We start from the raw sequence: 11,578 nt of genomic DNA, 5'->3' as shown, positions 1-11,578 counted from the left end.
GGTGGGCCGCACGCCTCTCGATGGTCTGAAAAAGATGCTGGATAATAAAGCATGACCCGCTTGACGGCTAGCGCCGTCGGAGACCCTTGTAATGCCTGACCAAGATGTACGCTTGCAACACCTGAAAGTTTGGCTCGATGAGCAGTTGGCGATTGTTTATGCAGCACAAGGCTGGGGCGAGGTGCCCTCGGCAACGTTGACCGCGGCCAGCAGCGACGCGAGTTTCCGCCGTTATTTCCGCTGGCAGGGGGCGGGCCGCAGCTTCGTGGTCATGGACGCTCCGCCGCCCCAGGAAAACTGCAAACCCTTCGTGGATATCGCCCATTTGCTGGCGACTTCCGGCATTAACGTGCCGAAAATTTATGCACAAGATTTGCCTCGTGGCTTTCTTTTGCTCAATGACCTGGGCAACCAGACCTATCTTGACGTGATCGACGAGAACAATGCCGACGCATTTTTCGACGATGCGCTGCAAGCGTTGCTGGCCTTTCAGCAACTGCCGATGGATGCGCCATTGCCCAGCTACGATGTCGCCTTGCTGCGCCGCGAACTGGAACTGTTCCCTGAGTGGTACGTCGGGCGTGAGTTGGGCGTTACCTTGAATCAGCAGCAGCGCGAGCAGTGGCAAAAGGTTACCGATTTGCTGATCGACAGTGCCCTTGCGCAACCCAAGGTGCTGGTGCATCGCGACTATATGCCACGTAACCTGATGCTCAGCGAGCCGAACCCGGGGGTACTGGACTTTCAGGACGCGGTCTACGGTCCGGTGACCTACGACGTGACCTGTTTGTTCAAGGATGCCTTCCTCAGCTGGCCGGAATCGCGCGTTCAGGGCTGGTTGAACGACTACTGGAACCAGGCACGGGCACGAGGGATTGCGGTCCATGAGGACTTTGACGAGTTTCTTCGGGCCAGTGATCTGATGGGCGTTCAGCGTCATCTCAAGGTAATCGGCATCTTCTCGCGAATCTGCCATCGCGACGGCAAGCCTCGCTACCTGGCGGATGTCCCGCGCTTCTTTGCCTATATAGAAGCAGTGCTGGCTCGCCGCCCCGAACTGGTGGAGTTGTCGCAGTTGCTGCTCAGCCTGCGCCAGCCGGTGGGAGCCAATGCATGAAGGCGATGATTCTGGCCGCCGGTAAGGGTGAACGCATGCGCCCCTTGACCTTGACCACTCCCAAACCGCTGCTGCCTGTAGCTGGCGTGCCCTTGATCGAATACCACCTGCGGGCCCTGGCGGCAGCGGGCTTTCGCGATATCGTCATCAACCATGCCTGGCTTGGCCAGCAGATCAAGGATGCCTTGGGCGATGGTCAGCGTTGGGGCCTGAATATCCAGTACTCGGCGGAAAGCCAACCTCTGGAAACTGCCGGTGGCATTTTCCAGGCGTTGCCCTTGCTGGGCGAAGAGCCGTTCCTGGTGGTCAACGGCGACATCTGGACCGACTACGACTTTGCCTCTCTGCGTCGCCCCCTGGCCGGGCTGGCTCACCTGGTGATGGTCGACAACCCGGCGCACCATCCCAGCGGCGGTGATTTCTGCCTGGAGAACGGCCTGTTGCACGATGCCCAGCCTGGCGCTGCGGCCCTGACGTTCAGCGGCATCTCCGTTCTGCATCCTCGGCTGTTCCAGCATTGTGTCGCCGGCCCCTTCAAACTGGCGCCGCTGCTTCGCGAAGCCATGGCCCAGGGACAGGTCAGCGGCGAGCATATGCAGGGGCAGTGGATTGATGTCGGCACTGTCGAGCGCTTGGCGCAGGTTGAACACTTGCTGCAAGCGAGTCGCTGATATGTGGTGGCCAGGGACTCTGATCGGAGCCGGAGCGGGTTTTGCAATTGCCAGCATTCCGGGGGCCATGCTTGGTGCGTTGTTGGGGCAGGCGCTGGACCGGCGTCTGCAACTGCGCAGCTGGGCGCAGGTACGTGAACGCCTGGGCGGTCGCCCGGCGTTGCGCAACGATGAACTGCTGTTCGTACTGTTGGGACGGCTGGCGAAAAGTGATGGCCGGGTAGTCGATGGTCATATTCAGCAGGCGCGTCAGGAAATGCGTTCGCTGGAGATGAATGATGCCGGGCAGCGCCGGGCCATTGCTGCCTTTAACCGTGGCAAGTCGGGCAATGATCGCCTGCGCGGGTACCTGCGGCGTCTTGGTACCCAGCCCCACGCCGCAGAAGGTGTGCTGCGGGCTTGTTGGCGTATGGTCTGGGCCGATGGCCGGGTGGGGCCAGCGGAGCGCGAGCTGATCCAGCTCTGGGGTAAATGGCTAGGCTGGACCACGGAGCAGATTCAGGCGCTGGCACAAGATTATGGGCCGGCCAGAAAGAGCCTGGGGGAAGGGACCATCACCTATCAGGAAGCATTGAGTGTGTTGGGGGTTGCCGCCACCAGTGAGCCGGCGCAAATCAAGCACGCCTATCGTCGGCTGCTCAGTCGTCATCATCCGGACAAGATCGCCGGTAGCGGCGCCAGTGCAGCCCAGGTACGTGACGCCACGGAAAAGACCCGTGAGCTGCACAGTGCCTATGCGTTGATACGCCAGCGCCGGGACTTTCGCTGAAGGGGAGGGGTGTTGGGGGGGCCGCCGCTGCCTGTCAGGCAATGGCGGCCTGCTGCTCTCAGCGGTCAGTGTTCTGGGGGTTCAGCCAGCCACGAACTCGACGGAACAGTTGTTCTTGCTGGGCGTTTTGGTTGCCTGGCAAAGCCTTGAGGGGAATCTGGCTGAAGTTCGAGTGCTTCAAGCGCTTGCTGGCTTGCAGCCTTTCCAGGGCGGCTTTCTGCGCCTGGGGCTTGTCGACGTAGAAGAAGTCGGCGGTTGGCAGTTTCAAAGTCGGGGTCAGTTCCACCAGTTGCGGTTGGCCATTGGCCGGTGATTGCGCCGCCACCATGACCAGTTTTTGCACCTGTGACGGTTGTTTCTCGCTCAGGTAGCGTGCAGCCCAGTAAGCGCCGGTGCCATGGCCGAGAAGTACGATGCTGCGGGCATTCTGCTGTTCGGCGAAGGCCAGGGCCGCGTCGATCCGGGTAAAGATGCGCTCGGCATCTGCCTTGACTTGTTCTTCCGTGCTTTGCGCCACCACGCGATCAGCTACCTCGGATTCACCGCCGGCCACTTGTTCGATGGGCTTGGCTTCGGTGCTGGCGTCCTTGGCCGTATTGGCCTTGTCCGTGGGCGCCGGTGCAGCTTCGACAACCCGTGGTTGCGCGGCGTCGCTGCGCATGTCGGGAAGGCTCAGGCTCAGGCTGCCCCATTCAGTGTCCGGCAACTTGTTGCGCAGTGGTGCAATAGCTTGCGGCCAGTCGGCACTCTCGCCCGCACCAGGGATGATGATCACCACGCCTTTGGGTTCGCTGGTGTTGGCCGGTTTCCACAGCGCCAGGAAGCTGTCGCCGCCGGTTTGCAGTTGCTGTTGTTCCTGGGCGGGAAGCTGGCGCTCCAGGGCGGCAGCTTCCTCCTGGCTACGCTCAGGCAGGGGTTGGCGTTGCGCCGGCTGTTGCTCAGTGCTTTTGGGGGCCGGGGCCGGATCGGCGGCTTCCACAGAAAAGGCCCAAGGCAGGATCAGCGACAGGCACAATGCAGGCAGTGCCGAGCGGTGGACAAAGGGCATCGGATATTCCAGGCCAGAAGTAATTCCGGCAGCCTAATGGGTTGGTCAGTATTTGTCAGGGTGTGAGACTTCAGATGATGCTTTTTCGCTGCCTTCTGCTTATCGGCTGTCTGTGCCTTCCCTTGATAGGAGAGGCGGCGCCAGCGTCCAATGGGCCGATCGCGCCGTTGAGTCACGAGCAACGCCAGTGGTTGGAACAGCACCCCGAGTTGCGCGTAGGCCTGGTGTTGCAGGCACCGTTCGCCCAGTACGATCGGCGCCTGCAGCGCCTGTCGGGGGCCAACGTCGAATTGATGCAGGCGCTGGCCAAGGCCCTGAACATTGAGCTGAGCTGGCGTAATTTTCCCGATCAGGCGCAGTTGGAGAAAGCCCTGCGTGACGGCGAAGTGGACATGGCTCCAGGCCTGACGCAGACCCCAGCCGGCCTGCGCCTGTGGTTGTTCAGCGACCCCTATATGCGAGTGCCACAACTGGTGGTGGGGGAGCGCAAGGGCGCAGGAGTCGTGGAGCTGGAAAAACTCGACAGCCAGGCCCGGGTCGCGGTGCGCATGCCCAGCACCGTCGCCGACTATCTGCGCCTGACCTATCCCAACCTTAACCTGCAAGGAGTTCCTCTGGAGCGTCAGGCCTTGCAGTTGCTGCTGAGCCAACAGGCTCGTTATGCGGTGGTGGATGAGGCGCAACTCAGTCGCTTGTCAGGGGAGGCGGAGTTTGCCGGGCTGGCGGTGGTGGGGGATATAGGCCTGCCGCAGCTGTTGCGGGTGGCGACGCGGCGCGATTGGCCAGAGCTGGCCAGCATCGTCGAGACGGCCTTGCACGCGATTCCGGCCAAAGAGCTGGAACAGCTCCACAGTCGTTGGCTGCAGCCCAAATATCCGCGTTTGAGTGAGTCTCCCGGGGTCTGGCAGAACCTCAGCCTATTGCTGGTGATCCTGCTGTTGGCCAGTCTGGCGATCGTCTTCTGGCAGCGTCGTCAGCAACGCGGCCTGGAACAGCGGCTGCTGGCGGCGCGGGAGGACATCGCTCTGCGGGCTGCCAATGAGGAGGCGCTACGCCTGACCCAGTTCTCCATCGACCAGAGCACCGTGGGCATTCTCTGGGTCAACTGGGACAGCCATGTGCGCTATGCCAACCGCGCCGCCGAAGAGATGCTTGGCTACCCGGCAGGGGGCGTGGTCGAACGCCCATTGATCGATTTCGAACCCAACTTGCACATGGACCGCTGGCTCAACCTGTGGAAGCGTGCCCGGGCCAGCGAGGAGGGGGTGCAAAGTTTTGAGACCCAATGTGTGCGGGCAGACGGCAGCATCCTGCCGACGGATGTGTCCTTGAGTTTCCTGCGCTTTCGCGACAGTGAATACCTGGTGGTCTACCTCAACGACGTGACCGAGCGCCGCCGAGCTCTGGCAGCCCTGCGCGAGAGTGAGGCGCGCTTGCAGGGCATCGCGGCCAATGTGCCAGGCCTGGTGTTCCGCCTGGAGCGGGCACCGGTCACCGGGCAGATCGATTTTGCCTACATCAGTGAAGGCAGTGAAACCCTGGTGGGCTATTCGCCGGCGGTGCTCGGCCACAGGGACAAAGGCCTGCGCAGCCTGGTGCACCCGGATGACAAGGCTAGCTATCACCAGACCCAGGATCAGGCCCTGGACACTGACAGCGACTGGTCCTGGCAGGGCCGCATCCTGACTCGCCAGGGCCAGCAACGCTGGGCCGAAATCAAGGCCATTACCCGGCGCCTGGATGATGGCACCTTCGTTTGGGACGGCATCGTCTGGGACATCAGCGAAAGCAAGCGCATCGAGCTGGAATTGGCCAGTTCTCGTGAACAGCTGCGCGAGTTGTCGGCGCACCTGGAAAGCGTGCGCGAAGAAGAAAAAGCCCACATTGCCCGGGAAGTCCACGACGAACTGGGGCAGATGCTCACCGTGCTCAAGCTGGAAACCTCCATGTGTGAGCTGGCCTACGCCCAGCTCGACCCAGGTCTGCATGAGCGGCTCAACAGCATGAAGCGCCTGATCGCCCAATTGTTCCAGCTGGTGCGGGACGTGGCCACGGCCCTGCGTCCACCGATCCTCGATGCAGGCATTGCTTCGGCGATCGAATGGCAGGCCAGACGCTTCGAGGCGCGCACGCAGATCCCGTGCCTGGTCCAGGTACCGGATAATCTGCCGCAACTGAGTGATGCCAAGGCCATCGGCCTGTTCCGCATTCTCCAGGAGGCCCTGACCAACGTCATGCGCCATGCCCAGGCGCATACTGTGGAGCTGAGCCTGACCCTGGAAGAGGGCGAGTTGTGCATGAGCATCAGTGATGACGGCCTGGGGTTTGACACCGCTTCTGCACGCCCGACCTCATTTGGTCTGGTGGGCATGCGTGAACGCGTGCTGATCATGGGCGGTAGCCTGCGGCTGCACAGTGAGCAGGGCGAAGGCACCACCCTGAGCGTCCGGGTGCCTCTGGACATAAAACAATAACGAGGAGACGCGCGTGATCCGTGTACTGGTAGCTGAAGACCACACCATTGTCCGCGAAGGCATCAAGCAACTGATTGGCCTGGCCAAAGATTTGTTGGTCGTGGGCGAGGCGAGCAACGGCGAGCAACTGTTGGAAACCCTGCGTCAGGTGCCCTGTGAGGTGGTGTTGCTGGACATCTCCATGCCTGGGGTAAATGGCCTGGAGGCCATTCCACGAATACGTGCATTGAACAATCCACCGGCGATCCTGGTGCTGTCGATGCATGACGAGGCGCAGATGGCGGCCCGGGCACTGAAGATCGGCGCCGCCGGTTACGCCACCAAGGACAGCGACCCGTCGCTGTTGCTGACGGCAATTCGCAAGGTCGCTTCCGGCGGTCGCTACATTGATCCGGACCTCGCGGACCGGATGGTCTTCGAGGTCGGCCTGACCGACTCCCGGCCCTTGCATTCGCTGCTTTCCGAGCGCGAGTTTTCGGTCTTCGAGCGTCTGGCCCAGGGGGCCAATGTCAACGACATCGCCCAGCAACTGGCCCTCAGCAGCAAGACCATCAGTACCCACAAGGCGCGGTTGATGCAGAAGCTCAACATCACCTCCCTGGCCGAGTTGGTGAAGTACGCGATGGAGCACAAGTTGCTCTGATGCGATGGGGCGACTTCGCGGTCCAGTGAGAAAACCCCCTGGTTACAGCCGGTGCCCTTTCCCACAGAGGGGAAGGGTACATATCCATTTGCGACATCTCCGCCCTCGGGCTTTTGCCTGTTCTTGCAGCTTGCCGCTGGATACTCGCTGCCGCTCTTATCCAATCCCGCCATCCTTGTAGGGCGATCCCTACACACAACCTTCCAGGTGGCTGAGGCGAATCTCTCCTACCCCCCGATTTTCGGGGGCTGCGGGCTCTACTAGGCTTGTCCCACAGCCGTCTAAAACAAAAGGTGTGGGTATGAGCGAGGTCGATTCAAGCGCTGGGGCCAACGATGTTCTGGTCAGCTTTCGCGGAGTGCAGAAGAGCTACGACGGCGAGAACCTGATCGTCAAAGACCTCAACCTGGAAATTCGCAAAGGCGAGTTCCTCACCCTGTTGGGACCGTCCGGCTCCGGCAAGACCACTAGCCTGATGATGCTGGCCGGGTTTGAAACCCCAACCGCCGGTGAGATCCAGTTGGCCGGGCGCTCGATCAACAATGTGCCGCCGCACAAGCGCGATATCGGCATGGTGTTCCAGAACTACGCCTTGTTCCCGCACATGACTGTGGCCGAGAACCTCGGCTTTCCCTTGTCTGTGCGCGGCCTGAGCAAGACTGACATCAGCGAGCGGGTCAAGCGCGTGCTGAGCATGGTGCAGCTCGATGCCTTCGCCCAGCGCTACCCGGCGCAGTTGTCCGGCGGCCAACAGCAGCGGGTGGCCCTGGCCCGGGCCCTGGTGTTCGAGCCGCAGTTGGTGCTGATGGACGAGCCCCTGGGGGCTCTCGACAAGCAACTGCGCGAACACATGCAGATGGAGATCAAGCACCTGCACCAGCGTCTGGGCTTGACCGTGGTCTATGTGACCCACGACCAGGGCGAAGCCCTGACCATGTCCGACCGGGTGGCGGTGTTCCATCAGGGCGAGATCCAGCAGATTGCGCCGCCGCGAACCCTCTACGAAGAACCGAAAAACACCTTCGTGGCCAACTTCATCGGTGAGAACAATCGTCTTAACGGTCGTCTCCACAGCCATAGCGGCGAGCGCTGCGTGGTGGAACTGGGGCGTGGCGAGAAAGTCGAGGCGTTGGCGGTGAATGTCGGCCAAGTCGGCGGGCCCGTGACCCTGTCCATCCGCCCGGAGCGGGTAAGCCTCAATGGCTCCAGTGAACGTTGCAGCAACCGCTTCTCTGGGAGGGTGGCGGAATTCATCTACCTGGGCGACCACGTCCGAGTGCGCTTGGAGGTCTGTGGCAAGAGCGACTTTTTCGTCAAACAGCCGATTGCCGAGCTCGATCCTGCGCTGGCGGTGGGCGACGTGGTTCCGCTTGGCTGGCAAGTCGAGCACGTTCGCGCGCTCGATCCGCTTCTAGAGGCGAATTGATCGCCCCCCCTGCAACACCAACCTGCACGTGGAGAACACAATAAATGTTGAGATCCCTGAAATTTACCGCCCCGCTTGGCGCTATCGCTGTGGCATTGGGCATGCTGGGTGCGGCGCACGCCATGGCGGCGGGTTCGGACCTGACCGTGGTGTCCTTTGGTGGGGCGAACAAGGCGGCTCAGGTCAAAGCCTTCTATGCCCCTTGGGAAGCAGCGGGCAATGGCAAGATCATTGCCGGCGAATACAACGGCGAAATGGCCAAGATCAAGGCCATGGTCGATACCAAGAGCGTGTCCTGGGACCTGGTAGAGGTTGAATCCCCTGAGCTGTCCCGCGGTTGTGACGAGGACATGTTTGAGCAACTGGACCCGGCGCTGTTCGGCAAGAGTGAAGACTACGTCAAGGGTGCCATCCAGCCGTGCGGGGTGGGCTTTTTCGTCTGGTCCACCGTGTTGGCCTACAACGCCGACAAGCTGAAAGCACCACCAGGCAGTTGGGCCGATTTCTGGGATACCAAGACATTCCCGGGTAAGCGCGGCCTGCGCAAGGGCGCCAAGTACACCCTGGAATTTGCCCTGATGGCCGACGGTGTTGCACCCAAGGACGTGTACAAGGTACTGGCAGGCAAAGATGGCCAGGACCGAGCCTTCAAGAAACTCGATGAACTCAAGCCTTACATTCAGTGGTGGGAAGCGGGTGCCCAGCCACCGCAGTACCTGGCTTCCGGCGACGTGGTCATGAGCTCGGCCTACAACGGTCGGATCGCCGCGGTGCAGAAGGAAAGCAATCTGAAGATCGTTTGGAACGGCGGCATCTACGACTTCGATGCCTGGGCCATTCCCAAAGGCCTGGACAAGGCCCGCGCCGAGGCCGCGAAGAAATTCATCGCCTACTCGGTGCAACCGCAACAACAGAAAATCTATTCGGAGAACATCGCCTACGGTCCAGCCAATACCCAGGCCGTGCCGCTGTTGGCCAAGGACGTTCTCAAGGACATGCCGACCACCCCGGAAAACATCGCCAACCAGGTGCAGATCGACGTCAGCTTCTGGGCTGATAACGGTGAGCAACTGGAACAGCGCTTCAACGCCTGGGCAGCCAAGTAACCAGCCTCTGTTGTAGGAGCGGGCTCGCCCGCGAAGGCGTCATCAGCAGCACCATCGTTGTTGATTGATACGCCGGGTTCGCGGGCAAGCCGGCTCCTACCTGTGGTGGTTTGTATTCGAAAGATCGATTCGCGGAGTTTGTCATGACCATCACCGTTCCCCTGAACGCGGTCACCGGCCCGACCTTGAAGCAGCGGCTGGCCCGTGCCGAGCGGGTCAACCGCTGGAAGGCCCAGGCCTTGATTGCACCTCTGGTGCTGTTTCTGCTGCTGGTGTTCCTGGTACCGATTGTGGCGCTGCTGTACAAGAGCGTCGGCAACCCGGAAGTGGTCGGGGGCATGCCGCGCACCGTCGTGGCCGTGAGTTCCTGGGACGGTCGTGGCCTGCCGGCGGAGGCGGCCTATAAAGCCTTGAGCGAAGACCTGGCGGATGCCCGCAAGAATCAGACCCTGGGCGATCTGTCCAAGCGCCTGAACATGGAGTTGGCCGGCTATCGTAGCCTGCTGACCAAGACTGCCCGTGCCTTGCCGTTCAAGGCCGAGCCCGAATCCTATAAAGAGGCCATGGAGAGCCTGGATGAGCGCTGGGGCGACCCGGCCTACTGGCAGGCGATCCGTCGCAACACCAGCAGCCTTACGCCTTATTACCTGCTGGCGGCAGTGGACCATCGCATCGATGACCTGGGGGAGCTGACCCCAGCCACTCCGGACCAGTCGATTTACCTGGATATCTTCGCCCGGACCTTCTGGATGGGCCTGGTGATCACTGCCATCTGTCTGGCCCTGGCCTATCCCCTTGCGTACCTGTTGGCCAACCTGCCGGCGCGCAAGAGCAACCTGCTGATGATCCTGGTGCTGCTGCCGTTCTGGACCTCGATCCTGGTGCGGGTGGCAGCGTGGATTGTGCTCTTGCAGTCTGGCGGCCTGATCAACAGCGCCTTGCTGGCCATGGGGGTGATCGATAAACCCCTGGAGTTGGTGTTCAACCGCACCGGGGTCTACATCTCGATGGTGCATATCCTGCTGCCGTTCATGATCCTGCCAATCTACAGCGTGATGAAGGGCATCTCGCCGACTTACATGCGCGCGGCGATCTCCCTGGGTTGTCATCCGTTTGCCAGCTTCTGGCGGGTGTACTTCCCGCAGACTTACGCGGGTGTCGGCGCTGGCTGCCTGTTGGTGTTCATCCTGGCCATCGGTTACTACATCACCCCGGCGCTGCTGGGCAGTCCGAACGATCAGATGGTCAGCTACTTCGTCGCCTTCTACACCAACACCAGTATCAACTGGGGCATGGCCACGGCTCTGGGCGGCTTGCTGTTGCTGGCGACCATCGTGCTCTATCTGATTTACAGCTGGCTGGTGGGCGCCAGTCGCCTGCGCCTGAGCTAAGGAGATAATCGAAATGTTGAGCCCCTATATGTCGCCCGTCGAGCGGGTCTGGTTCTACAGCTTGCGGATTCTCTGCGGCCTGATCCTGTTGTTCCTGGTATTGCCGGTGCTGGTGATCATCCCGCTGTCGTTCAACTCGGGGAGTTTCCTGGTGTACCCGCTGCAGGGTTTCTCGCTGCACTGGTACCAGGATTTCTTCGCTTCCGCCGAATGGATGCGTGCTTTGAAGAACAGCATTATTGTCGCCCCGGCCGCGACCTTGCTGGCCATGGTCTTCGGCACCCTGGCGGCCATCGGCCTGACCCGTGGCGACTTTCCCGGCAAGGCGCTGGTGATGGCACTGGTGATTTCGCCGATGGTCGTACCCGTGGTGATCATCGGTGTTGCCAGCTACCTGTTCTTTGCACCGCTGGGCATGGGCAACAGTTTCTTTTCGCTGATCATCGTCCATGCGGTGCTCGGGGTGCCTTTTGTGATCATCACCGTGTCGGCAACCCTGCAGGGCTTCAACTACAACCTGGTCAGGGCTGCGGCCAGCCTCGGTGCCTCGCCGCTGACCACCTTTCGCCGGGTGACCCTGCCGTTGATCGCTCCCGGGGTCATCAGTGGTGCGTTGTTCGCCTTCGCTACCTCGTTCGACGAGGTGGTGGTGACGCTGTTTCTCGCCGGGCCCGAGCAGGCCACCCTGCCTCGGCAGATGTTCAGCGGGATTCGCGAGAACCTCAGCCCGACCATCGCTGCCGCGGCGACGCTGTTGATCGCCTTTTCGGTGATCCTGCTGCTGACCCTGGAATGGCTGCGCGGGCGCAGCGAGAAGTTGCGTACCGCTCAGGTTTGAGGGCTTGGCGCCGACTCCGAGCCACTGCCGCAAACAGCGGGAGTGGCTGCGGCATTGCGATCCACGCATTCGTCTGCTGAATAGGCGACAACCAA

General features: G+C 61.4%; 9 protein-coding genes and 1 pseudogene. 9 read left to right on the top strand and 1 reads right to left on the bottom strand.

What is annotated here, in order from left to right:
• Positions 1-91: 91 nt before the first annotated feature.
• The 3 genes and pseudogenes from GV819_RS23445 to GV819_RS23435 all read left to right on the top strand — a co-directional run.
• Positions 92-856, top strand: a pseudogene (locus GV819_RS23445) (aminoglycoside phosphotransferase family protein); the annotation flags it as partial.
• Between the two features lie 257 nt (positions 857-1,113).
• Positions 1,114-1,788, top strand: a complete 675-nt coding sequence (gene murU, locus GV819_RS23440; protein ID WP_161758422.1) for an N-acetylmuramate alpha-1-phosphate uridylyltransferase MurU — start codon at positions 1,114-1,116, stop codon at positions 1,786-1,788.
• Between the two features lies 1 nt (position 1,789).
• Positions 1,790-2,557: a TerB family tellurite resistance protein gene (locus tag GV819_RS23435; RefSeq protein ID WP_161758421.1), complete on the top strand. Its 768-nt coding sequence runs from the start codon at positions 1,790-1,792 to the stop codon at positions 2,555-2,557.
• Between the two features lie 58 nt (positions 2,558-2,615).
• Here the strand turns inward: GV819_RS23435 and GV819_RS23430 are convergent, their stop codons facing one another.
• Positions 2,616-3,605: an alpha/beta hydrolase family protein gene (locus tag GV819_RS23430; protein ID WP_161758420.1), complete on the bottom strand. Its 990-nt coding sequence runs from the start codon at positions 3,603-3,605 to the stop codon at positions 2,616-2,618.
• Between the two features lie 74 nt (positions 3,606-3,679).
• On the opposite strand from GV819_RS23430, the gene GV819_RS23425 reads away from it, so the two are divergent.
• The 6 genes from GV819_RS23425 to GV819_RS23400 all read left to right on the top strand — a co-directional run bounded on the left by GV819_RS23425 (position 3,680) and on the right by GV819_RS23400 (position 11,483).
• Positions 3,680-6,079 (top strand): PAS domain-containing sensor histidine kinase, encoded by a 2,400-nt coding sequence (locus GV819_RS23425; RefSeq protein ID WP_161758419.1) that lies wholly within the window; start codon positions 3,680-3,682, stop codon positions 6,077-6,079.
• 13 nt (positions 6,080-6,092) lie between these two features.
• Positions 6,093-6,722 carry a response regulator gene (locus GV819_RS23420; RefSeq protein WP_161758418.1) on the top strand — a complete coding sequence of 210 codons (630 nt, stop codon included), beginning with the start codon at positions 6,093-6,095 and terminating at the stop codon, positions 6,720-6,722.
• 301 nt (positions 6,723-7,023) lie between these two features.
• Positions 7,024-8,148, top strand: a complete 1,125-nt coding sequence (locus GV819_RS23415; RefSeq protein WP_161758417.1) for an ABC transporter ATP-binding protein — start codon at positions 7,024-7,026, stop codon at positions 8,146-8,148.
• 44 nt (positions 8,149-8,192) lie between these two features.
• Positions 8,193-9,254, top strand: coding sequence for an ABC transporter substrate-binding protein (locus tag GV819_RS23410; RefSeq protein ID WP_161758416.1), 1,062 nt, complete (start codon positions 8,193-8,195; stop codon positions 9,252-9,254).
• Between the two features lie 143 nt (positions 9,255-9,397).
• Complete coding sequence (locus GV819_RS23405; protein ID WP_161758415.1) at positions 9,398-10,645, top strand: ABC transporter permease; 1,248 nt, start codon at positions 9,398-9,400, stop codon at positions 10,643-10,645.
• 13 nt (positions 10,646-10,658) lie between these two features.
• Entirely contained in the window at positions 10,659-11,483 is an 825-nt protein-coding gene (locus tag GV819_RS23400; RefSeq protein ID WP_161758414.1) for an ABC transporter permease, read from the top strand.
• Positions 11,484-11,578: the final 95 nt, after the last annotated feature.

Source organism: Pseudomonas sp. Fl5BN2, assembly GCF_009908205.1.
Taxonomy (GTDB): Bacteria; Pseudomonadota; Gammaproteobacteria; order Pseudomonadales; family Pseudomonadaceae; genus Aquipseudomonas.
The sequence above is the reverse complement of the archived record's forward strand: the minus strand, read 5'-3'. Positions and strand labels throughout refer to the sequence as shown.

What these genes read in the sequence shown, in the direction of transcription:
- murU (WP_161758422.1), top strand. Translation starts at nt 1,114, where the DNA reads ATGAAGGCGATGATTCTGGCCGCCGGTAAGGGTGAACGCATGCGCCCC.
- GV819_RS23435 (WP_161758421.1), top strand. Translation starts at nt 1,790, where the DNA reads ATGTGGTGGCCAGGGACTCTGATCGGAGCCGGAGCGGGTTTTGCAATT.
- GV819_RS23430 (WP_161758420.1), bottom strand. Translation starts at nt 3,605, where the DNA reads ATGCCCTTTGTCCACCGCTCGGCACTGCCTGCATTGTGCCTGTCGCTG.
- GV819_RS23425 (WP_161758419.1), top strand. Translation starts at nt 3,680, where the DNA reads ATGATGCTTTTTCGCTGCCTTCTGCTTATCGGCTGTCTGTGCCTTCCC.
- GV819_RS23415 (WP_161758417.1), top strand. Translation starts at nt 7,024, where the DNA reads ATGAGCGAGGTCGATTCAAGCGCTGGGGCCAACGATGTTCTGGTCAGC.
- GV819_RS23410 (WP_161758416.1), top strand. Translation starts at nt 8,193, where the DNA reads ATGTTGAGATCCCTGAAATTTACCGCCCCGCTTGGCGCTATCGCTGTG.
- GV819_RS23405 (WP_161758415.1), top strand. Translation starts at nt 9,398, where the DNA reads ATGACCATCACCGTTCCCCTGAACGCGGTCACCGGCCCGACCTTGAAG.
- GV819_RS23400 (WP_161758414.1), top strand. Translation starts at nt 10,659, where the DNA reads ATGTTGAGCCCCTATATGTCGCCCGTCGAGCGGGTCTGGTTCTACAGC.